This is a genomic window from Algoriphagus sp. NBT04N3, assembly GCF_019443765.1.
GTDB lineage: Bacteria > Bacteroidota > Bacteroidia > Cytophagales > Cyclobacteriaceae > Algoriphagus > Algoriphagus ornithinivorans.
This window is the reverse complement of record NZ_CP048415.1, coordinates 301,163-326,469: the sequence shown is the minus strand read 5'-3', so window position 1 is coordinate 326,469 and position 25,307 is coordinate 301,163. Positions and strand designations below refer to the sequence as shown.

Here is a 25,307-nt window from a genome sequence, read left to right as displayed (position 1 = left end):
AAAACCCTTCAAGGGATATTTAACCTTTGGAGGGTTTTTTATTTTTTCAAAAGCATCACCTTCTCTTCATCCCAAAGCAAATACACCCGATCACCGACCTGATATTTTCTGGCAGGATCATCCACCTCCCAAATATCTCCACCGTTTCTTAATTGGATTCGAAGAGAATTGTAATGAACCAAAAAACGGGAGTCTACCACATGGCCCAACAAACCTCCCTTAGTCCTCAGTTTGACTTCATTGGGCCTTAAATAATTATTGATCCTGTCTGGAATCAAATTGATTGGAGAGAAAAGGCGGGCCACATATCTTGTTTTCGGATGCTCACAAAGTTCCCGGGAATTACCCTGTTGTATGATTTTACCTTTCTGAAGAATGATCAGATTATCGGTTAATCTAAGCGCATCATCCAAATCATGGGTCACGAAAATCACCGAGGAATTCATTTCCTTCAAGGTTTTGCCCAAATCTGCAATTAATTGATGCTTTTGAATGGTGTCTAAAGAGGAAAATGGTTCATCTAACAATAAGACCTCTGGTTCAATCGCCAAAGCAGAGGCTATAGCTACTTTTTGTTGCTGTCCCCCTGAAAGTTGTCTGGGTAGTCTTTCTCTGAATCCTTCTAGCCCGAACTGTCGAAGCAAGGTTTCAAGCCTGCTTTTCGCATAAGCTTTATCATAATGCAAAAGAGGCCGGAGTATATTTTCCTCCACCGAACTATTAGGATATAGGTGATAATCCTGATGGATCAACTTGACTTCATCATATCCAGCAACCAACTTTTTCTTAGGGTTGAGAATTTTTTCACCATTTAATAATACTTCACCCTCATCCTCTGTCTCCAAACCAGCCATGATTCTTAGAAGTGTTGATTTTCCAGAACCACTTTCACCTACTATCGAAATGAAATCTCCCTTTTCCATCTGCAATGAAAAATCCTTCAAAGCGGGGATAGATTGGTAAGATTTACTGAGTTTGGAAACTGAAAAAAATGTCATGGTAGGATTTCGGCTTGTAACTTTTTTGGTAAGGAGGCAAATATCAACTCATAAGATTGGTCTGCCAAATCTAGAATCAATTGATCGGGAACCTCACCTAAAACAGACACAGAATTCCACAGCTTTTTATTCATATGGTATCCCGGAGTAATTCCAGGAAAGCGTTCTCTTAGCTCAATAGCTTGCTCTGGATCACATTTCAAGTTGATAAAATCAAACTGCTCGATATCCGTTATCGCAAAAATCTTCCCTCCCACTCGAAAGCAAAGCGTGTTGGCATCGAAGGGAGTATCTTCTGATACACCCGGTTTGGCAAGGCAATATTCTCTGAAATAGGCTAAGGTCAAGGAATGTTTTTTTTATCAATTTACCTTTTCAGTGCTTATCTCAGGAAAAATTCTTTGAAATTTTTCAATATTCCCTCCACCACTCTTCCCAGTGAGTTTCCTCCACGCTTCTCAACTCCCCTATTTGAGGGATCACAAAATCCATTTGCCGGCTTTTTGCAGTTGCAGTGAAAATTTCCACTGGCTCTTTCCAATGATGAGGAGCTAAAGTAAATCCCGCCCAGTGCACAGGCATAATCTTTTTTGCAAAAGCATCTTGGGCAGCAAAAACTGATTCATCCGGAAATAAGTGAATTTGTCTCCAATGCTCGTTGTATTGACCACATTCCATAAATGCGAAGTCAAAACCACCAAAATGCTCTCCGATTTTCTGAAAGTGCTGACCATAGCCTCCATCTCCACTAAACCAGATGGATTCTGCTGCAGTCTGAAAAGCCCATCCTCCCCAAAGACACTTTGCTCTGTCCGTGAGTCCCCGGCCTGAAAAGTGTCGTGTTGGGGTAAAAGTAACTTTCACACCTCCCAGTTCATACTCCTCCCACCAATCAAACTCGGTGATCAAGGCTGAATCCACTCCCCAACTGACCAGATGCCTTTTCAATCCCAAAGCCACAAAATAACGCTTGGTTTTATTTTTCAGCTTCTTAATACTTTCAAAATCCAAGTGATCATAATGATCATGAGTCATCAACAAGAGATCAATCTCAGGAAAATCATCGATCAGATCCAGGCTATCTTTCGAAAATCGTTGGGTAGTGATTGGTCCGATGGGAGATGCATCTGGCCCAAGCATAGGATCGATCAAAATATTCAATCCATTAAGCTTCATGAATATTGCAGAATGCCCATACCAGGCATACATCATCTTCTCAGAAGTATCCATCAGTTTCTGATGATCAAAACTTTTGATAGGCAGTGGCTTATTAGGAGTTCTATCAGAACGACCACTTAATTGCTGGTACAGGATTTTAGGAAAGTCTTTCAGGCTAATACTCATACTGGTATCCTGTAAATTCTGAAATTTACCATCGCTCCAGTTAGGTGATTGCTGATATCTATTTTTGAGTGAATCTGTCACTCTTCCTCCAAATTGACGAAAAGGCATGGCTTAATTCAAGTTTCTAAATTCCAGAGGCGACATTCCAGTCTTACTCTTAAAAAGTTTGGTAAAATGCTGAGGATACTCAAATCCCAGTTGATAGGCAATCTGAGATACCGCTTCTTTGGTTCCCAAAAGTGAATTCTTCGCCCTTTCAATTAGAATATGATGAATATATTCCTGTGCATTTCTTCCACTCTCTTTTCTTAACAAATCACTCAAATACCTGGATGACATATTCATTTTTTCACCTAAGTATTTGACCGTCGGAAGCCCCTTCTCTCCGGGCATTTCTGAATCAAAGTATTCCCGAAGGATTTTTTCAAATCGACTAACCAAATCCTGATTGAGGTTGGTTCGAGAGTAAAATTGCCTGTCATAATATCGCAGACAATACCCCAATAGCAATTCAATATTCGTCAGAATCAAATTTTGACTGTGCCTATCGATAGGTTGCTTTAATTCAAGTTCAATTTTTTCGATCAACTCTGACAATGACTTTTTCTCCCCATCTGACACATGCAGAGCTTCATTCGTCTCGTAATCAAAAAAACCGTATGTATGGATATTTTCCCCCAAATCACTTTTTCTTATCAAGTCTGGATGAAATAAGAGCAGCCAACCTTCGGAGCTTGGGTTCATCTCCTTATTTCCAGCAGTGAGTACTTGGCCAGCTTTGATGAAAGCTAAAGTGCCTTCCCTGAAGTCATAAGAACTTCTTCCATATCCCATTTCGCAATCCATTCCTTCCTTTTGCCAGATTTGGAATAAATCTATCCTGATTTTCATTCCTTCTTGAATCTGGTCTAGCTGAATATCTTTTTGCCTGACCACAGAAACCAAGGGATGAAGCGGTTTGGGTAAGCCAAGAACCTGATGGGCTTTTGATATGGAATCTATGATAAAAACCTCTTTCACCCTTTTACTAAATTATAATCAATCATCACCTGAAATGAATCCACCATTGTTTCCTCCAGCGATCTATAGCTCACTTGAAGTTCTCGGATACTTTTAGAATTATCTGCTTTCCAGGCTACGTTTACGTTCTTTTTTACAAAATCTCTGGTAATCATTTTATTGACAAAAGGTCCGACCAGCATCAATAACCATTTGGGTAGCGCTTTTTTTGGAACGGGATATTTATCCCCAAAATGCTTGTGGAGAATTTTTGCGGCTTCCAGCATATTGGTATTGTGTGCAGAGATAATATTTCTACCATTTGCCTCAGGAAGCAAACCTGCATTCAAATGTGCTTCTGCCAAGTCCCGAACATCTACGATCCCCAAACCTAAATTTGGAACCCCCATTTTCATAGTGCCGTCACCCAACTGTTTTAAGATGGTATAACTCTCTGAAGTCGCCGTTTCCGGATTTACTGCCGGTCCTAGTACCAAACATGGATTCACCACCACCAAATCCCATTGAGACTGGGATTTAGCAATTTTCCATGCCTCTTTTTCTGCCAAAGTCTTGGAATAGGAATAAGGCTGATAATCCAAAGAGGCAGTAGTATTCCATATTTCCTCAGTCAACATTCCTTTCGGTGTCTGAGCTACTTCGCTGGCATCGGTATAAATAGCTGCGCAACTGCTGGTCACTACCACTCTTTTTACCGAGGCTGTTCGATTGGCTTGCTCCAATACATTTCTTGTCCCATTTACGGCCGGATCGATCAAGTCTTTTTGAGGGTCTTTATAATTGGAGGTAAAGGGAGAAGCGGTATGGAAAACCAATTCGCAATCCTTCATAGCGTCCTCATAGCTTCCTTCATCCAATAAATCAGATTTAAAAAACAGGATTTTCCCTGGTGTATCCTTTGCCAAATCCCTCAAATGATTGGTTTTTTTTGCATTTTCAGGATCCCTTACAGCCGCATGGACGGTCATTCCTTTTTCAAGAAGCTTTTTAACAATCCACCCGGCAACAAAACCCGTTGCTCCTGTAACTAAAACTGGTTTGGATAAATCTATTGAAGTCATGATTTTTCGATTTTGATAGAGTACAAAGGTCTAACAAGCAAAACCCAAAAAAGTATACAAATTGCTGAAAGACTTAAACAAATTGCATGAATCTCACAATATCGCATTATTCATATTCACTAATTAAATCAATTAAACCTATCCTTAAAGGCTTCAAATTGACATTTTGATTCTGATTTGAAAACCTTAAAACCAAATCAACTTTTATAAATTCCTTCTATATTTTTTTGTAACCGATCTGAGAAGGGATTATATAAAGTAATTTTTGATTCTTTAGGCACTTTAATTTTCAAAGGATTTTCATTTATCCTAATAAACCCTTAAATTGAAGGAGTTAGCATCAAATCACCGTCCATGACCATTGGCCTTTTAAAAGAACCCGAGGGAGAACATCGGGTTGCCTTATTACCTGAAAGTGTAAAAAGCCTTATTTCCTTAGAAGTAAATGTGTGGGTGGAAAGCCAAGCTGGAAACCATGCTTTCGTTTCTGACACTGATTTTGAAAAATCAGGTGCAAAAATCTCCCAAAGGGAAGAAGTACTAAAAGCCGATTTGATCCTGGGAATCAATCCACCTACCTCTACAGAATTAGAAACTCTGAAAGCTGAACAAGTCCTTGTTTGTGTATTTCAGCCTCTTTCAAATAAAGATTTGGTGGAAAGATTTTTAAAATTGGGCATCACGAGCTTCTCCATGGACAATGTTCCCAGAACAACCCGGGCACAGGCGATGGATATTCTTTCTTCCATGGCGACAGTGGCTGGATACAAGGCTGTTCTGATGGCTGCATCTCATTCTCCACGATTCTTCCCCATGTTTATGACCGCTGCTGGAAGCATCATCCCTTCCAAAGTTTTGGTTTTAGGTGCCGGGGTGGCAGGACTGCAAGCAATTGCTACGGCGAGACGCTTGGGTGCAGTTGTGGAAGCTTTCGATGTGCGTGCAGCTGCTGAAGAGGAAGTGAAGAGTTTGGGAGCCAAATTCATCAAAGTAGAAGGCGCCAAAGATGAAGCCACGGCGGGAGGATATGCGGTAGAACAAAGTGAGGAGTACAAAGCCAAGCAACAGGCATTGATTCAAGAGCATGCTAAGAAATCGAATATCATCATTTGTACTGCCCAGATACCCGGAAGAAAAGCTCCGCTATTGATCACCAAAGAAACTGTTGCCGAAATGGTTCCTGGATCAGTCATCATAGACTTAGCTGCATCCTCTGGAGGAAACTGCGAGCTTACCCAAGACAATCAAACCATCAATTCCAATGGAGTCAGTATCATTGGAAATTCCAATTTACCAAGCACCATGCCTTTGGATGCCAGTAAAATGTATGGAAAAAATATGGTCAATTTCCTCAAACTGATAATCGGAGAGTTTGGCGCTTTAAACCTGAATTGGGATGATGATATTGTTTTCAACACCTGTGTCACTCACCAAGGAAGTATACAAAGCGAACGCGTAAAATCAATCCTTTTCCCCAGCAATCCAGTCTAGACTATGGAAGAATTATTAAGCCTTTTTTATGAAAACAGGGAATTCATATTCCTGATCATCGTCTCGGTATTTCTGGGAATTGAAGTGATATCGAATGTTCCCGCGGTTCTTCATACTCCCTTGATGTCTGGCGCCAATGCGATTCATGGGGTCGTAATCATCGGCTCTATTATCATCATGCTCCAAGCAGATCCCAGCAACTACTATGCATTAATTCTGGGCTTTTTAGCTGTTATTCTAGGTACGCTGAATGTGGTGGGTGGATTTGTGGTCACCAACAGAATGCTCGAAATGTTTAAGAAAAAATCCAAGTAATATGATGACAGATTTACTAGGACTCAGCATTTTGGAGCTTTGCTATATAGGCGCTTCTATTACGTTTATTTTGGGCTTGAAAATGCTCTCCAGCCCGGACAAGGCAAGAAAAGGGAATTTAATTGCCGGTTATGGAATGGGTTTGGCAATAATAGCAACCATACTTTTTAAAGAAGAACTAACTGCCGATAAATGGCTCAACTACACCCTTATCCTAGCTGGACTAATTATAGGGACTGTCATTGGCACCCGCATGGCGCTCAAAGTAAAAATGACTGCCATGCCCCAGATGGTTTCTTTTTTCAATGGTATGGGAGGGGCCTGTGCTGCAGTCATTTCTCTTGTTGAATTCGATCATTTACGACATGGCCAGGAAACAGAATCAGGGATGCTCTTGGTAATTCTCTTGGGCTTGATTATTGGTTCGGTGTCCTTCTCTGGCTCTATAGTAGCTTATGGGAAATTAGAGGGAAAAATCGGAGATAAAGCGCTTCCTGCAGGCCAATTCATCAATATTGCCCTGTTGATTTTACTATTTGGATTAGCTACATGGATGGTTGTGGTAGGATGCTCAGAAATGAGTTTCATCTATGCCTTGTTGTTTGCCTCTCTGCTTTACGGAGTTCTTTTTGTGATGCCAATTGGAGGTGCTGATATGCCGGTAGTCATTTCCTTGCTAAACAGCTTCACTGGAATGGCCGCTGCATTTGGAGGCTTTTTGTATGGGAATCAAGCCATGCTGACAGGAGGGATTTTGGTAGGTTCTGCAGGGACTATCCTAACTGTACTCATGTGTACCGCTATGAATCGATCCTTGACCAACGTGATAATCGGATCTTTTGGAGGTGGAAGTAACAGCTCTTCCGGAAAAGAAGGAAGTCAGGAAACTGTCAAAGAAATATCCGTCACTGATGCCGCAATTTTGCTTGCTTATGCCAATAAAGTAAGCGTAGTACCCGGGTACGGTTTGGCTGTGGCACAAGCTCAGCACACTGTTCATAATCTGGAGAAAATTCTAGAAGAAAAGGGAGTTGAACTGACCTATGCGATCCATCCTGTAGCAGGAAGAATGCCTGGACATATGAATGTATTGTTGGCAGAAGCTGATGTTCCCTATCCCAAACTTTTGGAAATGGAAGATGCCAATGATTCTATGAATAGTGTCGATGTGGTTTTGGTCATTGGCGCCAATGATGTTGTCAATCCAGCTGCAGAAAATGATCCGAATAGCCCTATTTTCGGTATGCCAATTATCAAGGTTTGGAATGCCAAAAATGTGATCGTATTAAAAAGGTCAATGGGCAAGGGATATGCTGGCATCGAGAACGAACTGTTTTTCCATCCGAAAAACAGGATGCTATTCGGAGATGCAAAAGATTCTCTCGAGAAATTGATAGCTGAGGTAAAAAACCTATAAATCTATTTCTTCCAGGCTTTGATCAAACCGGGAAGCATCACCAAAGCGATAATCATCAAACCAAAAGTTTCTCTTGCTTCCTCCATTTGGGGAGTTTTCATGCTGAGATTCTTTTGCTCTAGTTCCTGAACAATCCAATCACTCACCGATTCCGGCCAAAAATATACGGCTCCTACCAAGCAGGCAACCACTAATACAGTCAGGGGAATTTTTGGGAAAATACCCCGAAAACCAAAGAGGCAAAAGATGATAGCTACTACATAAGTGCTTACCCAGACTTCGGGATCAGGGTCATTGAATTGCCAATAAGCAAAAAGAGCAAATAATACTGCCCAAGTCGCGTAAAATATTTTCGTGATATTCATAGAATTTGGGAAAGATAAACTAGGCTACATCCACACAACCAGAAAATCCTCCTGCCGCGACTTTATAGCCTCTATAATCCACCATTACTTCTTTAACCGTGGTAAACCCATAAATAGTCTGGGATTTCATGAGGTTAAAAAATTCTTTCTCCTGCTCGATTTCAGAATTAGCCATGGCCATCAAAATCTCCTCCCGTTCTCCCTGCTCCTTTTTCAGAAAGTTGGTTTTATCCAAAGCCTCTAGCTGATTTCTCAAGAGCTGATGGGTGTCTTCTTCATAGCAATATTCAAATAGACGAAGTAAGAATTTATCCGTACCTGTGCTCAAAGCGCCGATGGGCTTTGCTTCAGCAGAAGGGGTTTTAGCTGGAAGTCCTTCCGGAATAATCGTATCCGCTATGGTTGAAATCAATTTTTCCTCTTTCCAGGTGAAGAATCCTTTATGGGTTAATTGGTCTACCAACTCCCATTTCCAATCAGCAATTGCCAATCCTGCGATTCCAAGTCCTGAGGCCCCCAGGATTTTTAGAGATTTTCTTCTGTTCATAGCATTAAGGATAGATTTTCAAGTTAGGTTTTTTACAAATCCATTCAAAAATGAGGCTTGATAATTCCACCAATGGCAAGAAAAAACTCCGACCTTGGGCCGGAGTTGATTATTATCTGATTTTTATTTTCTGTAATCCAACGGAGCTGTTCTATCTCCAACCAAGGCATCGTATTTAAACCCTTCCCCTTGTCTTCTTTTCAGCTCAGCCTGTGCTTCTGCAGTTACCTTTGGATTTTTGAATATATCTGAAGCTGTTAAAGCCAAGGTCTTTGCGGCGATCATCATACCTTTTTGACCAATGCTTGTTCCACCAGCAGCTACAGCCTGCCAAGTATGGGCAGAGGTACCTGGTACCCAAGTAGCAACATTCAATCCGGCCGTAGGTACCAACCAACTCACATCACCCACATCAGTAGAACCTCCAGAACCTTTCTCATTTACCTCAAATGGAGCAATTTTTTGGGCATCCTCTGGAGAGGTATTTACTCCGGAAGGAAAGGTCTTAATAATGTCCTGAGCAAATTTTGTCTCTTCCGGGCTGTACTTCAAACCACCTACCATTTGAAGGTTTTTATACATAATTCTGGACAAGGTTTCATTAGGGAGAAGATTGTAAACTCCATTGATCACCTCATACTCCATTTTAGTCTGTGTGCCTTGCGCAGCACCCTCAGCGGCTGCTACCATTTTAGCAAAGATCTCCTTAACCACTCTTGCATCCGGGTGTCTTACATAGTGATAGGATTCAGCAAATGCTGGAACCACATTTGGAGCTTCACCTCCACGGGTGATTACATAGTGCATCCTTGTTTCTTGAGGTACATGTTCACGTAAAAGATTAACCATGAAATTCATCGCTTCCACTCCGTCTAAGGCAGACTTTCCTCTATCAGGAGCTGCAGCAGCATGGGACGCTTCACCGTAGAATCTAAATTTGGTAGAAATATTGGCCAAAGATGAACTGGCAGAAGCATCATTTTTGGAACCTGGATGCCAGTGCAACATCGCGTCTACATCCTCCATTAGCCCTGCTCTTGCCATGTACACTTTTCCTCCACCACCTTCTTCAGCCGGTGTTCCATATACACGAATAGTTCCAGTGATTTTATTCTGTTGCATCCAGTCTTTTACGGCAATTCCTGCAGCAACTGAGGCAGTGCCAAAAAGATGGTGGCCGCAGGCATGACCGGCTCCGCCTTCCACAACAGGTTCTCTAAAAGGAACTGCCTTTTGGGAGACTCCAGGCAAAGCATCAAACTCAGCCATAATCCCTACCACTGGAGCTCCTGAGCCAAATTCCGCCACAAATGCAGTGGGAATGTCAGCCACACCGGTTTTAACACTAAATCCAGCATCTTTTAAAGTCTTTTGCAAAAGCTCAGAGCTCTCAGTTTCCAAATATCCCAATTCAGGATTGGACCAAATTAGCTTGGAAATCGCACCATAAAATTCAGCCTTTTGATCCAGGCTATTCAAAATTGTTTTTTCCTGTGCCATGGAAAAATTAGCCCAGAGCAAGGCAAACAATAGAATGTATGTCTTTCTTTTAGATATCATAAATTTAGTTTTGATTAATTGGTAAGTTTAGTCGAAAATACGGCTGAAATACAGCTCAGGCAAAGATTTTTACAGGAAAAAATAGAATCTGCATTTAAGCAGCTTGATCAATTCTTTGAAAAATTCTATTTAATTATTCCTATAGTTATTCATTTACAGAAACATTGATTTTATACCCGAAAATTTCCATCTAATTTTTATTATTTGTACTTTTCTGATAACCAAACCTTTACGCACTATGAATAAATTATTTAAAGTCCTAGGCTGGATGTTAGGGGCAATTGTTTTACTTCTTATTTGTGTTTTCGCCTACCTCAACATTGTTTTTCCCAAGGTATCTCCTGCAGAAGATTTGAAAATTGAGTACACCGCTGACCGAATCGAAAGAGGAGCTTATCTCGCAAATCATGTAGCCGTCTGTATGGACTGCCACTCTCAACGGGATTTCTCATTGTTTTCGGGCCCTCCTGCCCCCGGAACGCTTGGCAAAGGAGGAGACAGATTTGATCACGGGATGGGTTTCCCAGGTGTGTTTTACGCCAAAAACATCACTCCATTTGGAATTTCAGACTACTCGGACGGAGAACTTTATCGACTCATAACTACCGGAGTGACCAATGATGGGAGAGCTATGTTCCCGCTCATGCCATATAAGTATTATGGAAAAATGGATCCTGAAGATATTTATGACATTATTGCCTATATACGTTCCTTACCAAGTGTAGAAAGTGAAGTTCCTGATTCCAAAGCAGATTTTCCAGTAAGTCTAATCCTCAACACCTTACCAAAAGATCCCGAGCCAATGAAAAAACCAAACCCGGCTGATCAGGTGGCTTATGGAAAATACCTTGTGAATGCTTCAGGCTGTATAGAATGTCATACTCAAGCAGACCCTCAAGGGATGATTATTCAAGAAGTGGCCTTTGAAGGAGGTAGAGATTTTCCTTTTCCTGATGGGTCTAAGGTAACCTCATCCAATATTACTCCTGACCCTGAAACAGGGATCGGAAATTGGGATGAAGCAACATTTGTTCAAAGATTTAAACAATACACTGATTCAGCTTATGTGATTCCTCAAGTTCCCCAGGGAGAATTTAACACCATTATGCCTTGGACTATGTATGCCGGAATGACAGAACAAGACCTGAAAGCGATTTATGCTTATCTGAGAACACTCGAACCCAAACGGAATCAGGTAATTCGCTTTACAGCCTCTGCCAACTAAGCTCAAGCCCTGAAGAAATTCAGGGTTTTCTTTTGCAATGTGACCCTAATCACAAAACCCAAAGACTTTTTCGATGTATTTTGGAATCTAAATGGGAAGACTGACCCTTTCCAAAAATCTCTTATTCAGAGATTTTCTATACCATTAACCCAGAATTAACCATGAAAGCAAGTAGAAGAAAATTCCTTTCCCAACTGGGAGCAATAGGTACAGGAACAGGCCTTCTTAGTCTTGGTAGTCTTCCTGCTGAAGCCGAAGCTGAAGAAAAAGACAAAAAATCCTTCACCATCAGTATTTTTCAAACTACAGATGTGCATTGCCAAATCCATCCACATGATGAGTTATTCTGGGAAAATGATCAGGCTGTCTATCGAAAAACGGGAGGATATGCCCATCTCAAAACATTTCTGGAAAAGGAGAAAGCAAAAGCTGAACACAGCTTTGTCATAGATACGGGAGATATGTTTCAAGGCTCTGAGCTATCTGTAAGAACAACGGGTGAAGCGATGGTCCCGCTCCTCAACGAAATGGGTTATGACCTATACCTTCCCGGAAATTGGGAGGTGATTTATTACAAAAAAGCCATGCAGCACTTATTGGGTTCGCTTCATGCCCCAAAAATCTGCGCCAATATGTATCATGACTTGGGTGAAGGAACAAAAGGCGAGCTGATCTTTCCTCCTTACCATATCTGGACAGTAAATGGTGTCAAAATAGGTTTCTTGGGATACACGGATCATTTGGTTCCTATTCGACAATCCCCAAATTACAGCAAAGGGATTATTTACACCAAGCCCGAAGAAAATCTTGACCACTATGTGGATGTGCTCCGGAATCAGGAGAAATGTGCTTTTGTTGCAATCATTGCCCATTTAGGTCTTTCACAACAAATTCACTTAGCTAATATTCCGGCTTGTGAGGGAGTGGATTATATACTTGGCGGGGATACTCATGAAAGAGTAAGAAAACCTATTCAATCAAAATATGCCAAAGTGGTAGAGCCCGGCGCTTTCGGTTCATTTGTGGGCAAGCTGGAATTAAAAATTCAAGATGGAAAGGTGGTTTCTGATCATTATGAATTGCTGGAGGTATCCGCAACAGAAAATAAAGCCGACCCAAAAATATCCCAACTCATCAAGAATAATGAAGGGCCTTTTCAAGAGGATATTTTTGAAATTGCCGGATATAGTACTCTTCCGCTATACCGATACTTTGTCATAGAAAACCCAATAGATACTATGATTTTGGATGCCGTGAGCTGGCAGGTTCCAGAGGTAGATATTGTCCTTTCGAATGGTTTCAGGTTTTGCCCTCCCAACACGACTCCTGACCAAACTGGAAATATCCCCATCACAAACGGATACATTTTCGATATGCTGCCCGTGGATTCTATGATTCGTACCGGTAAAGTAACTGGACAACAAATTCAGGAATGGTTGGAAAAGGAGTTGAATAATGTGTTTGCAAAAGACGCCTCCAAACGATTTGGAGGATGGGTCATCAAATTCAGAGGAATGGAAATCGAATTTTTGGCTTTTGGAGAGGAAGGTCAGCGGGTTCAGAAGGCATTGATTCATGGAAAACCGATTGATCCTGATAGAGTGTATAGCATTTGTGCCTGTGAAAGAGATGGAGATCCGGATGATATGCTATGCCGATTCAAAGGTGTCATGGAAACAGAAAACACTGCCTATACTTTGCATCAGGCGATGAAAAATTATCTGGCAGCCAATTCGCCGGTAAGTCCTACCCCTCCCAAATCTGCTGTGGCACTCGATGCTCCTCCTACTCTACTTACCCAGGTTTACGGCGTAGACTATCAGTTTAAATAAATAAGTTGCTTTTTCACCCTATAGCTAACCGAGAGGTTAGCTTTTTTTGTTTTACGAACAAGCTTGTACAACTGACGTTAACCTTCTAATTTCCCAATCAAAATCTTCTCTATGCGCATTGATCATTCATTTGGCAGTTTTTTACTTTTTATAGTATTTCTGAGTTCATGCAACTCGGTTCACCAAGAGTCCGGCTGGGAAAGTTCACAGATTCAAATAGCAAGAGACGATTTTGGAGTTCCCCATATTTTTGGAAAAACCGATGCAGATGTTGCTTATGGCTTGGCCTGGGCTCATGCGGAAGATGATATTGAAACAATTCAAAAAACCATGCTTGCTGGCAAAGCTTTGGTAGGAAGAGTTTATGGAGAAGAGGGGGCAGCTGTAGATTTTTTTGTTCAGCTTTTAGAAACCCAAAAAATAGCTAAAGAGAAATACGAAAGTTCTTATTTAGCCGAGTTTAAAAAAGTCTTGGAAGGCTATGCTGCTGGCATCAACGATTATGCATTGCAGCATCCGAAAGAAATGCTTTACAGTCGTGCCTTTCCGGTGAGCACAGCAGATATCGCTTCAGCATATATTTTGTCATTGGCCCAAATGTCGGGGGCTGACAGAGCTGTTCAAGCTATATTTAGCGGTGAGGTGACAGTACTTCCTCCTGATCCAAATCCCAAAGGTTCGAATGCAATTGCGATTCATTCTGATAGAACGGAATCAGGAGAAAGCTTTTTGGCTATCAACTCGCATCAACCGCTTGAAGGACCAGTCGCTTGGTATGAGGCACATTTGCATTCTGAGGAAGGCTGGAACATGCTTGGAGGTTTATTTCCCGGGGGAGCCATGATTTTCCATGGAGTCAATGAAAATCTGGGCTGGGCTCATACTGTAAACTTTCCAGATCTTTTGGACCTGTACCAATTGCAAAGCAATCCCGAAGATCCTGATCAATATTATGTCGATGGAGAATGGCTGGAACTGGAAGAAAAGACCATTTGGCTTAAAGTAAAATTATGGGATTGGCTCACGATTCCTGTCCCTAAAACCATCTGGAATAGTATATATGGCCCAACCTTAGTCACTGATCAAGGAGCTTTTTCCATTCGATTGGGCGCCTTAGATAGAATCGGCGCACCGGAGCAATGGTGGAGAATGAATAAAGCTAAAAACTTTACAGAATGGAAATCCGCTATGGAAAGAATGGATTTAACCAGCTTCAATACAGTCTATGCGGATAAGTTTGATACCATTTTTTATGTCAGTAATGGACTGTTGCCTATTAGAAAGCCTGGGTATGATTATACCGGAACAGTACCTGGTAATACAAGAGAAACTCTCTGGACCGCATACCACGACTTTAAGGACTTACCCCAGCAAGTAAATCCCAAATCAGGATACCTCTATAATACGAATCATTCTCCTTTCAAGGCGTCTTCTTTTTCGGATAACCTAAACCAAAATGATTTTCCCTCTGAGATGAATTTTTCCAAAAGAGATAATAACCGCTCACTGAGATTTAGGGAAATCATGCCGGATTCCGGAAAAATCTCTTGGGAACAATTTGAACAAATAAAATTCGATCAAAAACTACCTAGTCAACTTGCATTTAGAACTAATATGCAGGCTATGTTTTCATTGGATAGCGCTGAGTTTTCTGACATTGCTCCTCAAATTCAAGTGCTAAAAAACTGGGATAAATCTGCCGGAGTGAAAAGTGAGGGAGCAGCACTTTTTGCTTTTGTATATTATTACTGGTGGGATCAATTTGACAAAATGAAAAGGCCTTTTGAAACTACGCTTACAAAAGAAGAAGCAGCAGAAGGTATTCGGGCTGCCAAAGCGCATTTCAAGGAGCATTTTGGAAAAGAATTGGTCGGTTTGGGCGAATACCAAAAGCTAGTAAGAGGAGATAAAGTGCTTCCACTTTGGGGTCTGGATGATGTAATTGCCGCCATGCGATCTCAGAACTGGGAAAATGGAATGCGGAAAGGTGTGCAAGGAGAATCCTATATCATGATGGTCAAGTTTGGAGAAGGCTTACCAAAAATAGAAACCATCAATGTATTTGGAGCCAGTAATCGTCCTGAAAGTCCGCACTATGCAGATCAAATGGAGCGATTTTTAGCAAGGGAATTAAAACCTATGACACTAGACAAGGAAGAAGTCTTGAAAAATGCCCGGGAGATTTACAATCCCGGAAAAAGACAAAGTCCCTAAACCAGCTTCAAATCATAATTTCTGAATGCATCCAAAACCGGGTCGGTGGGATGAAGTTCCGTGACTAAGGTGTGAACAGCTGTCAGATCACAGGTCTTGTATTTTTGCACAGTGTGCAATTTATCGGATACAGAAAGTATGATTGTCTTCTTGGCAGCACGAATCATGGCCTGTTTCACTTGAATCACCTCCCAGTCAAACTCCGTCAACCCATGCTCTGCATCCAGATAGCCTGTTCCTAAAATACAGAGATCTACTTTCAGCTGATTTAGGGAGTTTACTACAGTTCCTCCCACCGCGAATTTGGCCTCATGCAAGAGCTTTCCTCCCAGAAAAATCACCTCAACTTCCGGTAATTCCAACAATTGCATAGCCACATGTAGGCTTGGCGTGAATACAGTGAGCGGCAATCTCCTGGGTATCATTTTGGCAACTTCCATATTGGTAGTCCCTCCACTCATCAGAATCACCTGACCTTCGGAGAGCAGGGAAACAGTTTTTTCAGCAATCCGGATTTTTTTGGAAAGAAGATAAATATTGCCATCATCCTTACTGAAGTTCATAAAACCAAAAGAAGTCGCTCCTCCATGGACTTTTTTAAGTTTCTTTTCTTTTGCCAGCTCTTTTACATCTCGTCTAACCGTATCAATTGACACATTAAGCGAATCGGAGAGGTCTGTCAGCAAAACTCTATGATGTAAATGAACCTGGTCTAGGATATACTTTTGTCTTTCTTCTTTTAGCATGGAATCGGTGATAAAAACGTAAGCTACTAAAAACAGCAAAAACTTGCAAAAGTATAAAGGTGCTCGCTAGTGCTTGCAAAAAATTGCGCCTAATCATTCCCAAACCTGCAATATTCTAGGTAGTTTAGCTGTTGAAAAGACCCCAGCCTGCTATGAACCTGAACTTGAAAAAATACAGCTTCAACACAATTTGTCTTTCTTTCATTGCTTTGCTTTTTTCAGCTTGCAGCCCTCAGGCTACTTTTAGAATAATAGAAAAGCCAATCACCTGGAATGAAACAAGAGAGCAACTCTCACTTCAATACTTAAGTGAAAGACATGGCCTGGATAAAGAACAAGCTACTATCAGCCCTCAAATAGTGGTTGTTCACTGGACGGCAATTGATAATATAGAGGTCACTTTTGACGTTTTCGATTCACCAACTTTGGGAGGTAGAGAAGATTTGACGAGTGCCAGTAATCTCAATGTCAGTAGCCAGTTTTTGATTGATAGGGATGGCACCATCTTTAGACTTCTTCCTGACACCACCTTTGCAAGGCATACGATAGGGCTTAATTATTGCGCAATAGGCATTGAAAATGTGGGAGGGCCTGAAGCACCCCTTACTAAAGCTCAATTGAAAGCCAACGAGAATCTAATCAGGTACCTTAGAAAAAAATATCCTTTGGAATATGTCATCGGTCATCATGAATATCAACTTTTTCAGGAAACAGAATTATGGAAAGAAGCAGACCCTGACTACAGAACTGTCAAAACAGACCCCGGGGATAGTTTTATGAAAAAACTTCGAAAAAACCTTAGTGATTTAAACCTCAAACCCATCCCTACTACCTATTAATTCTATGCTTAGAAGCACCTCTTCATCCCTGTTTTTTATTTGTTTTTTGCTGATTTGCTTTTCTGCCTGTAAAACTCAGAAAAAAGTGGCCACCCCGAATAATGGTTCAAAACGGGCTGAAATACCTCAATCTGAGTCTCCAAAACAAACCCTTCCAGTAAAGGAGCTTCCCAAAGCACCTGTAACCCTGCAACCTTTGAGTTATCGCTTACCGGAAATGCCCAGGGAATTTCGGGGTGTCTGGATTGCCACTGTCGCAAATATTGACTGGCCCATTTCTTCCGTTGATTCCTGGGAAAAACAAAAGCGGGATTTTATTGGCCTCTTGGACTATTATAAAGATCTGAACTTCAATGCTGTAATCGTTCAAATTAGGACTGCAGGCGACTCTTTTTATCCAAGCAACTATGCACCTTGGTCAAAATACCTGACTGGAAAGCAAGGCAAGGCTCCTGCTACCAGCGAAAACCCTTTGACATGGATGATCAAAGAAGCTCATGATAGAGGTTTGGAATTTCACGCTTGGCTGAATCCATACCGAGCGACCATGGATCTGAAGACTGAGGAACTTAGCCCGGAACATGACTTCAATCAACATAGAAACTGGATGCTGAAATACGGTACCAAGTGGTACTATGATCCAGGACTTCCAGAAGTGAAAGAGCATTTGCTTAAAATTATCAAAGAGGTCGTGGATAATTACGATATCGACGCCATTCATTTTGATGACTATTTCTACCCTTACAGAGAAGGGAAGTTGGAGTTTCCAGACAAGGCCTCCTATGATAAATACAAAAAATCAGGTCAGTCTCGGGATGATTGGAGAAGGCAGAATGTCAATGAACTGATCTTTGCTCTCAACCAAACCATCAAAAGCAGTAAACCTTGGGTTCAATTCGGTATTTCTCCTTTTGGAGTATGGAGAAATCAAAATAAAGACCCAAAGGGCTCTCCTACACAAGCAGGCCAAACCAACTATGATGATCTCTTTGCAGATGTACTGCTTTGGATGAAAAATAAATGGATTGACTATTTGATTCCCCAGCTTTATTGGAGCATGAATCATCGATTGGCTTCCCATCGAACCTTAGCAGACTGGTGGTCCAATAATAGTTTTGGCATTCCAATTTATATCGGACATGGACCTTATAAAATCCGCGAAGATTCGGATGAGGCATGGAAAAATCCAGCTGAGATCAATACACAAGTGAATTATGCCAGAACCTTACCTCAGGTACATGGAAGCGCCTTTTTCTCTGCAAAATCCATTTACCAGAAGAATCAAGACATCGCCAAAATGTTGAAGAATGAGGTGTATGATCAACCTACACTCCCACCATCCTTCGAACCTAAACAAAAAGCGATTATAGAAATTCCGGTTGTTTTGGATGTCAAATCAAACCTGAATAAAACTCAAATCAGCTTGGAGAAGCCACTAGATCCTGCCATCCGATATGCAATGGTTCAGGGAGGAAATGATTTGGCTAGCCTACATGATGCAGTGATTCATACAGCATGGGTGGGTGGCTCTAGAGCACGATTTCTTGAAGTGGCCAGCTTAAATACTGAGTATTTGGCGATTCGATGGATTGATCATTATGGAAGAATAGTACAAACCCAAGTATTTCAAACACCCAAATTATCACGCCCATGAAAGACATGCTTGTCAGGTTAATTGGCTTACCGGATATTCTGGAGCTTCAGAAAAACTTGGAATCCAAGGAGAAAATCACTTTTAGAAGGGCAATTGCTCCTGAAAAGCATCTGGTAAGCGAATGGGTAATGCAAGAATTCGGCGCTTATTGGAAATCAGAAGTTGAGGTAGCCTTTAGCAGACAACCGGTCTCCTGTTGGATTGCTCAGCGGGGAAATCAACTCTTGGGATTTGCCTGCTACGAGAGTACAGCAAGAAATTTTTTCGGACCAACGGGTACTTTGGAATCTGAGCGAGGAAAAGGAATTGGTAAAGTATTATTGATCAAAGCCCTCGAATCCCTTCGGGAAATGGGCTATGCTTATGCCATCATTGGAGGAGTAGGGCCTGCGGAATTTTATGAGAAAGCAGTAAATGCCAAGGTAATTGAAGGCTCTGATGTCAGTGTTTATGAACGATTATTAAGAAAATCATGAGTCAAACCAAACCCAATTACCCATGGCTGTGGGTGCCATCCCTTTACCTGACTGAATCGATCCCTTACCTCATTATTATTACTGTATCTGTGGTAATGTATAAAAGCTTGGGGATCTCCAATGCGGATATTGGGCTTTATACCTCCTTTCTCTACCTGCCTTGGGTGATCAAACCTATCTGGAGCCCAGTGCTAGAATTGGTTGGGAATAAGAAAAAATGGTTTCTCAGCATGCAATTGGTGCTCTCTTTGGTCTTTTTGGGAGTTGGATTGACGACCGGACTCAATCAGTTCTTCACGATAACCTTGGCCTTTTTCTGGATGGGAGCTTTTGCTTCAGCTACGAATGATATAGCTTCTGATGGCATGTATTTGATCGCCCTGAAACCCGATCAGCAAAGTTTCTTTGTGGGATTGAGAAGTACATTTTATCGTGTAGGGATGATCACCGGACAGGGTTTGATTGTCATAATAGCAGGCAATTTGGAAGAAAGCTTGGGTGATCCCACCAAAGCCTGGTCATGGACCATGATTATTGTGGCTGGATTGATGTTGACTTTGACGCTAATCAACTTTTTCGCGACACCCAATGTGCAGGAAGTTCGGGTTAAAAGAGAAGATCAACCTAGCTTCGGGAAGGTATTTGGGACCTTTTTCACCAAGAAAAATATCGGAATCTCTCTCGCTTTCGTGCTTTTGTATCGATTGGGAGAGTCCCAATTAGTAAAGATGGCTTCCCCCTTCTTCTTGGACGAAAGGACAGCAGGAGGATTGGGATTGAGCGTAACGGATGTTGGGTATTTGTATGGTACATTGGGAGTAATTTCACTTTTGGTTGGAGGAATCATCGGAGGAATTGTTATTTCCAGAGATGGATTGGGCAAGTGGATGATGCCAATGGCTTTTGCGATCAACGCACCGAATTTGGGATATGTGCTCCTGTCTTGGCAGCAACCCGATAACTTTCTATTTCCAGCCATAGTAGTAATCATTGAGCAGTTAGGCTATGGTTTTGGGTTTGCCGCTTACATGGTCTTTCTGATTTATTTAGCTGAAGGTCTTTTCAAAACTGCCCATTATGCCCTAGCAACAGGCTTTATGGCAATGGGAATGATGTTTCCTGGGATGCTTTCAGGATATATGCAAGAATGGTTGGGCTATCCCGGCTTCTTTGTTTGGGTGGTTTTGGCTACAATTCCAAGTTTTGTGATGGCCTATGTGGCGAAGTATCCTAGAGAGTTTGGGAAGAAGTTAGAAAGCTGAAACTTCGACATTCGATGTTCAGCGTTCGATATTCGACATTTTAATAATGAACATCGAACTCTGAATGTTGAATAACGAAGTGCCGCCAGAATATAAATGACATGAACAAATCACAAAAAATCGCCCAGTGCTTCTCTCCTGCAGCTTTCATCCATGATTCAAAGGAGAATTATCAGGCTATAGAAAAATTGATTCAGGAGCAGGAAATTGGTGGGCTGACTTTTTTCCACAGTAGACATTCCGCTGCAGCCAATTTTGAGAAAAGAGCAGAGACCTTGGACGTTGCGGGTACTTTTGAAAAATTAATCACTCTTATCAACCGCTACCAAAAACTTTCCAAAATCCCGCTATTGATCAGTATTGATGGAGAATATGGTTTGGCTATGCGGATCGAAAAAACACCTCAATACCCTTTTGCAATTACCTTGGGAGCTTTGAAAAAGGATGCTGAACAATGGGTGGAAGAAGTAGGCTATCACATGGGAATGGACATGAAGCGATCCGGAATTCATCTCAATTTGGCTCCCTGTGCAGATGTGAATACCAACCCAAACAATCCCGTGATCGGCTATCGCTCTTTTGGAGATGATGCTGAGAAAGTTGCCAAACTTTCCTTTGCAGCTTATTCAGGGATGAAAAAAGCAGGGATTGGAGCCTGTTTGAAGCATTTTCCGGGACATGGAGATACGGCGGTGGATTCCCATTTGGGCTTGCCGATTTTGCATAAAAGCAAGGAAGAGCTCAAAACTGAAGAGCTTTTACCCTTTCAATATGGAATTGACCGGGGTGTTGAAATGATCATGGTCGGGCATTTGGCAGTTCCGGCACTGACTGGAGGAAAAGACATACCGGCCAGTATCAGCCGAGCGTTAATTACCGACTTGCTGAAAGGAGAAATGGGCTTTCAGGGATTAGTCATCTCAGATGCTTTGAATATGAAAGCGGTGGCAAATCTATTCCCTGAGCCGGGGGAATTGGAATGGCAGGCTTTCCAAGCGGGAAATGATATCCTTTGCTTTTCGGATCATGTAACCGAAGGCATTGAAAAAATCACTCAGAAGACCTCTGATGAAGAAGCGGATCTGGTTTTCCAAAAAATAATGGACCTGAAAAAGCGCTTAGGTGTGTTGGACTATAAGCCAATTGAAGTTCCAGCTTTTAATTGGGACCAGCATTTCAGGCTTCAAAAAGATCTGGCGAAAAACTATGTGTCGGTTATTTGGGGGGAGCTTAATCCTTCTGAAATACAAGCTTTAGCAAAGGCTGGAAAGTTGGGATATAATGAATTTTTCACTCAGACAGCAAGTCACTTTTCTCTGAATTTGAAACTGGATTTTGAAACAGCTGATAAAGCAGAAAAGGTAATTCTATCTGTTTTTGTCCCAAGCCACAAGCCCTTGAATCAGTTTGGAATGGATCAGTCTGTATTGGGGGAAATCAAGGCATTGGCAAAAAGCAAGCCTTGTATTTTGGTTCATTTTGGAAATCCATTGGCGCTAAAGCATCTCGGAGATCTGGAGAATTTTGAGGCCGTGATTTGCGCATATCAAGGGTTTGAGGAGGTACAGGGGGTAGTGGTAAAGCTTTTCCTTTAAAATCAGCTAAGCTTGAGAGTCGGTTTTTTTTAAATTTCGAAGATTGGCAATAATTAAGAATAACAACAATCAATCCATCAGATTGGAAAGAATGGAAACCTTAAATATTCTCGGATAAATAAGCCTCTTTCAAGTTGTACAACTTATAGGATTTCACAATTGAAAAAAATAACGGTAAAAAAAGGGACCATTTTACAGCGAAAAGGAGATACAAACTCCAAGGTTTATTTTGTGGAAAGTGGTTTGCTTCGGAGCTATACGATAGATGAAAAGGGGAAAGAACATATTTATATGTTTGGCCCTGAGAACTGGCTGGTTACGGACAATTGTAAACCCGAAACCCCTTGCCAATTATTTATAGATGCAATTGAAGATTCTGTATTAAACGTCGCCTCCAAAGAGGAAATGCTTAAAGAAACCCCAGACTTTAATGCATTATTTAGACGTTTAAACTCTATGCAAAACAGGATTGTAATGTTAATGAGCTCGAGTGCCAAAGAAAGGTATGAGCACTTTGTCGAAACCTACCCTAATATTATTCCAAGAGAACCACTGAAAATGGTGGCTTCCTATTTAGGAATCACTCCTGAGGCTTTGAGCCGAGTTAGAAACGAGCTATCCAAAAAAAAATAATCCAGTGTCATTTCTTGATGTACATCAAGGCATAGGCTCTCCGAGCTTAAGAGTTTTGTGCTTCAATCAAAAAGAAGGAAAAATGACAAATCAAAAAAGCAACAAGGCCATGAATATAGTTTTATGGATTGCACAGGTTTTACTGGCTATCATGTTTGGGATGGCAGGAATTATGAAAGCCACCCAACCACTAGAGACATTAACAGAATCTCTTCCGTGGACATCAACCGTACCTTTAGGATTAATAAGATTAATTGGTGTTAGTGAAATTTTAGGAGGCTTAGGATTAATAATTCCCTCTATTCTCCGGTTCAAACCTTTTTTAGCTGTTTGGGCTGCCCTTTGCCTAGCTTTGGTAATGGTTTTTGCAGGAGGCTTTCATCTTGTACGAGGTGAATTCTCGGCAATAGGGATGAATGTTTTTTTTATGGGAATTGCGCTATGGGTTGCATGGGGAAGAAGCAAAAAAGCTCCAATATTGGCAAAGAGCTAAGGAAAATAGAGCTTTATCATTTGGGAACTGTAAAAAGTTTTGCAAACTACAGAGTCCTGACAAAGCGGTTTGAGTAATCACTCAAACCGCTTTTGGTTTAGTTACCTTTTTTCCTGCCGGAAAGTGAGTATTATTAAATTTCCTCCAAGAAATTTATTCTACTTACCCATAAGCATCTCGGAGATCTGGAGAACTATGAAGCCGTGGTTTGCGCATATCAAGGGTTTGATGAGGTGCAGGAGGCGGTGATAAAAACCATTCAAGTGCTTTGAATCCCTTGGAGGTTCGGAAGGAGAACACAAAACCCTCCAAGGATTTTTATACCCTTGGAGGATAGGTTTATCTTGGAGGGCTAGATAAAAACTTAAGCCATATGGCTATTTTTTCTATTTGTAAACCTACCATTGTATTTTTCCACTAGGATATTGTATTTTTTATAAATATTTTGAAGGTTAAATCTCTTCAAAATGAAAATTCATCTTTCCTTTTTTATTGCTACTATTCTTTTTTCAAGTTGCAATTCTGTAAAAATCCCAAAGACTTTAGGAGACACATCAAACGCTAGCTCTTACGGGTATCATCCTATTGATCCTTTGCCAGTTTGGACTGAAAACCTCCAAGAACGAGAAATCGACAATGGAGTACTTTTAGGTTCTATGCCTGATGAAACCATCCGCCTTGCAATAGCGGAAGTAACCTCAGATGGAGCATTAAAGTTTGGCTCCACTTCAGTGGGAGTCGCCAACCATAATTATGTAGTCATTTTAGATTATATCAAATACAGCACAGACTTCTTCCGGGTAGAGTTTATAAATGAAGAAAAAGGTGAATTCAAAGTACTGCCACGGTATGAAAAAAGTGAAATAGAAAACTCTTATGATCCCATCATCCGATCTACCGACGATGGAGATGCAGTAGTTCCCGTATATGTAGGGGTTGGATTGAGGCTCACTGCCAATATTATGGTGAATAAGACTGGGGTAGATTTGGGAAACTTGTTTTCGATTGGAGCCAATGCATCTTCCAACAATATCGCTGGAACTTTAACTGTACAGACTTTAGGAATCAGCGGAGATAATATTTCATCGATTATACCTATGCCTAGTGAAATCAATCCTACCACTATCCAAAATGCTATTCTAGCCTTAGGTACCATCAAAGCCAAATTATATGATCCCAATACAGTTATAACACCTCGGGCCGTAGGTGTCTACAATTATATAGGAGGATCCTCCAAAACCATCAACAAATTTGTTTCTTCCATTTTGATAGAGAGACCTAAACTGAGTATTTACTAAGTAAAGGCTCTTTGATAAAGGAATTTAATCGAGCATCTATTACTTCATCAATGGGGTGAACTTTATAAGGTCTCTAATTTTCAATAACTTAAAGATAATTTTATAGAATTTGAATTGAGAAAATAAAAGGAAGACCTAATCCAATAAAGCCCATGGGACTAAATCGATATAAGAGTCTTTATCTATGGATGTTTATTCCGATGATATTTATGCAACTGGGAATTTTCAGGGATTATTGGGGCGATTTCACAGATAATGCTTGGTCCGTTCACATACATTATATCACAGGAACAATCTGGTATATATTTTTAATCATTCAGCCTTATTTTGCCACTCATGGTCAATTGCCCCGCCACAGGACTAATGGGATCATAGGAATGTTTTTGGCAGGAGGAGTTGCACTTACAGCACTAAGTATGATGCATCGGGACATTGTGACTACGGAAAGATCCCTGACAAACCCAGAACAATTTGGACCCTTCCAACCTTGGTTCTTTTTTGGGGTGGCAGCAGTTGAAATTGTGATGATTACAGCATTTGGATTAGCTGTAATCAATAGTATCATTCATCGGAAAGAAACAGAAAATCACGCTTGGTGGTTGATTTCGACAGTTTTCCTGATTATGATGCCTGCTTTGGGCAGGGGAATTCAAAATGTCTACGTGGGCTTAAATATTGATAGCTGGCCAGATATTGACATCATGCTCCCAATTTACTTTACCCAATTTCTGATAATTAGTATGCTTCTACTAGGTGCTTGGAAATATGAAAAATTGAAGCATCCCGCCACTTTCCTAGCTGTAGGAGTTAATTTATTTGTTCTCTTACTGGAGCCTTTAGGAAGATCTGAGAGCGTTCAAGAATTTCTCAAAATGATCATCAAAGGTTAAGGCAGAAGAAAAAGTCCTCGAGCTTGAAGGTT

Annotated in this window: 24 protein-coding genes; 15 read left to right on the top strand and 9 right to left on the bottom strand. The window is 41.1% G+C overall.

The genetic code is table 11. The annotated features are described in order from the left end of the window. Window positions 1-38: 38 nt before the first annotated feature. The 5 genes from GYM62_RS01510 to GYM62_RS01490 all read right to left on the bottom strand — a co-directional run bounded on the left by GYM62_RS01510 (window position 39) and on the right by GYM62_RS01490 (window position 4,423). A complete protein-coding gene (locus GYM62_RS01510; protein WP_219958031.1) occupies window positions 39-998 on the bottom strand; it encodes an ABC transporter ATP-binding protein in 960 nt (319 codons plus the stop codon). Next, on the bottom strand, window positions 995-1,345 hold the full coding sequence (locus tag GYM62_RS01505) for an MmcQ/YjbR family DNA-binding protein (protein ID WP_219958030.1): 351 nt from the start codon (window positions 1,343-1,345) through the stop codon (window positions 995-997). Before GYM62_RS01505 ends, GYM62_RS01510 begins: the two co-directional genes overlap by 4 nt. 64 nt (window positions 1,346-1,409) lie before the next feature. After that, window positions 1,410-2,450, bottom strand: a complete 1,041-nt coding sequence (locus tag GYM62_RS01500) for an MBL fold metallo-hydrolase (protein WP_219958029.1) — start codon at window positions 2,448-2,450, stop codon at window positions 1,410-1,412. Between the two features lie 3 nt (window positions 2,451-2,453). Further along, window positions 2,454-3,362, bottom strand: coding sequence for an AraC family transcriptional regulator (locus GYM62_RS01495; RefSeq protein ID WP_091654768.1), 909 nt, complete (start codon window positions 3,360-3,362; stop codon window positions 2,454-2,456). After that, complete coding sequence (locus tag GYM62_RS01490) at window positions 3,359-4,423, bottom strand: NAD-dependent epimerase/dehydratase family protein (RefSeq protein WP_219958028.1); 1,065 nt, start codon at window positions 4,421-4,423, stop codon at window positions 3,359-3,361. The genes GYM62_RS01495 and GYM62_RS01490 overlap by 4 nt, the downstream gene beginning before the upstream one ends. 354 nt (window positions 4,424-4,777) lie before the next feature. Between GYM62_RS01490 and GYM62_RS01485 the strand changes: the two genes are divergently transcribed. The 3 genes from GYM62_RS01485 to GYM62_RS01475 are packed head-to-tail and all read left to right on the top strand — an operon-like array spanning window position 4,778 to window position 7,646. Further along, a complete protein-coding gene (locus GYM62_RS01485; RefSeq protein ID WP_219958027.1) occupies window positions 4,778-5,914 on the top strand; it encodes a Re/Si-specific NAD(P)(+) transhydrogenase subunit alpha in 1,137 nt (378 codons plus the stop codon). Between the two features lie 3 nt (window positions 5,915-5,917). Then, window positions 5,918-6,229, top strand: a complete 312-nt coding sequence (locus GYM62_RS01480) for an NAD(P) transhydrogenase subunit alpha (RefSeq protein WP_219958026.1) — start codon at window positions 5,918-5,920, stop codon at window positions 6,227-6,229. A 1-nt stretch (window position 6,230) separates the two neighbouring features. Continuing rightward, window positions 6,231-7,646 (top strand): NAD(P)(+) transhydrogenase (Re/Si-specific) subunit beta, encoded by a 1,416-nt coding sequence (locus GYM62_RS01475; RefSeq protein WP_255590482.1) that lies wholly within the window; start codon window positions 6,231-6,233, stop codon window positions 7,644-7,646. Between the two features lie 2 nt (window positions 7,647-7,648). Here GYM62_RS01475 and GYM62_RS01470 read toward each other — a convergent pair whose 3' ends face one another. From GYM62_RS01470 to GYM62_RS01460, 3 genes are all read right to left on the bottom strand, one after another. After that, complete coding sequence (locus tag GYM62_RS01470) at window positions 7,649-8,011, bottom strand: transmembrane 220 family protein (protein WP_219958025.1); 363 nt, start codon at window positions 8,009-8,011, stop codon at window positions 7,649-7,651. Window positions 8,012-8,030: 19 nt separating this feature from the next. After that, window positions 8,031-8,558: a gluconate 2-dehydrogenase subunit 3 family protein gene (locus GYM62_RS01465; RefSeq protein WP_219958024.1), complete on the bottom strand. Its 528-nt coding sequence runs from the start codon at window positions 8,556-8,558 to the stop codon at window positions 8,031-8,033. A gap of 123 nt (window positions 8,559-8,681) precedes the next feature. Beyond that, window positions 8,682-10,118: an amidohydrolase gene (locus GYM62_RS01460; protein WP_219958023.1), complete on the bottom strand. Its 1,437-nt coding sequence runs from the start codon at window positions 10,116-10,118 to the stop codon at window positions 8,682-8,684. Window positions 10,119-10,356: 238 nt separating this feature from the next. Between GYM62_RS01460 and GYM62_RS01455 the strand changes: the two genes are divergently transcribed. The 3 genes from GYM62_RS01455 to GYM62_RS01445 all read left to right on the top strand — a co-directional run bounded on the left by GYM62_RS01455 (window position 10,357) and on the right by GYM62_RS01445 (window position 15,389). After that, window positions 10,357-11,343, top strand: a complete 987-nt coding sequence (locus tag GYM62_RS01455; protein ID WP_219958022.1) for a c-type cytochrome — start codon at window positions 10,357-10,359, stop codon at window positions 11,341-11,343. 161 nt (window positions 11,344-11,504) lie between these two features. After that, complete coding sequence (locus GYM62_RS01450; RefSeq protein ID WP_219958021.1) at window positions 11,505-13,175, top strand: bifunctional UDP-sugar hydrolase/5'-nucleotidase; 1,671 nt, start codon at window positions 11,505-11,507, stop codon at window positions 13,173-13,175. A gap of 111 nt (window positions 13,176-13,286) precedes the next feature. Then, window positions 13,287-15,389: an acylase gene (locus tag GYM62_RS01445; protein ID WP_219958020.1), complete on the top strand. Its 2,103-nt coding sequence runs from the start codon at window positions 13,287-13,289 to the stop codon at window positions 15,387-15,389. Here GYM62_RS01445 and GYM62_RS01440 read toward each other — a convergent pair. Next, entirely contained in the window at window positions 15,386-16,135 is a 750-nt protein-coding gene (locus tag GYM62_RS01440; RefSeq protein WP_091654778.1) for a DeoR/GlpR family DNA-binding transcription regulator, read from the bottom strand. The two genes, GYM62_RS01445 and GYM62_RS01440, sit on opposite strands and share 4 nt — an antisense overlap. Before the next feature lie 152 nt (window positions 16,136-16,287). Between GYM62_RS01440 and GYM62_RS01435 the strand changes: the two genes are divergently transcribed. The 9 genes from GYM62_RS01435 (at window position 16,288) to GYM62_RS01395 (ending at window position 25,275) form a co-directional block, all read left to right on the top strand. After that, entirely contained in the window at window positions 16,288-16,974 is a 687-nt protein-coding gene (locus GYM62_RS01435; protein ID WP_219958019.1) for an N-acetylmuramoyl-L-alanine amidase, read from the top strand. An 85-nt stretch (window positions 16,975-17,059) separates the two neighbouring features. Beyond that, entirely contained in the window at window positions 17,060-18,628 is a 1,569-nt protein-coding gene (locus GYM62_RS01430) for a glycoside hydrolase family 10 protein (protein WP_255590479.1), read from the top strand. Then, entirely contained in the window at window positions 18,625-19,104 is a 480-nt protein-coding gene (locus GYM62_RS01425) for a GNAT family N-acetyltransferase (RefSeq protein ID WP_144607289.1), read from the top strand. Before GYM62_RS01430 ends, GYM62_RS01425 begins: the two co-directional genes overlap by 4 nt. Further along, window positions 19,101-20,366, top strand: coding sequence for an MFS transporter (locus GYM62_RS01420; RefSeq protein WP_219958018.1), 1,266 nt, complete (start codon window positions 19,101-19,103; stop codon window positions 20,364-20,366). The genes GYM62_RS01425 and GYM62_RS01420 overlap by 4 nt, the downstream gene beginning before the upstream one ends. A 101-nt stretch (window positions 20,367-20,467) precedes the next feature. Beyond that, window positions 20,468-21,961: a glycoside hydrolase family 3 protein gene (locus GYM62_RS01415; RefSeq protein WP_219958017.1), complete on the top strand. Its 1,494-nt coding sequence runs from the start codon at window positions 20,468-20,470 to the stop codon at window positions 21,959-21,961. Between the two features lie 159 nt (window positions 21,962-22,120). Then, window positions 22,121-22,594 (top strand): Crp/Fnr family transcriptional regulator, encoded by a 474-nt coding sequence (locus GYM62_RS01410; RefSeq protein WP_219958016.1) that lies wholly within the window; start codon window positions 22,121-22,123, stop codon window positions 22,592-22,594. An 82-nt stretch (window positions 22,595-22,676) separates the two neighbouring features. Continuing rightward, on the top strand, window positions 22,677-23,087 hold the full coding sequence (locus tag GYM62_RS01405) for a DoxX family protein (RefSeq protein ID WP_219958015.1): 411 nt from the start codon (window positions 22,677-22,679) through the stop codon (window positions 23,085-23,087). Between the two features lie 467 nt (window positions 23,088-23,554). Next, window positions 23,555-24,385, top strand: coding sequence for a hypothetical protein (locus GYM62_RS01400; protein ID WP_219958014.1), 831 nt, complete (start codon window positions 23,555-23,557; stop codon window positions 24,383-24,385). 152 nt (window positions 24,386-24,537) lie between these two features. Next, on the top strand, window positions 24,538-25,275 hold the full coding sequence (locus tag GYM62_RS01395; protein WP_219958013.1) for a hypothetical protein: 738 nt from the start codon (window positions 24,538-24,540) through the stop codon (window positions 25,273-25,275). Window positions 25,276-25,307 lie beyond the last annotated feature (32 nt).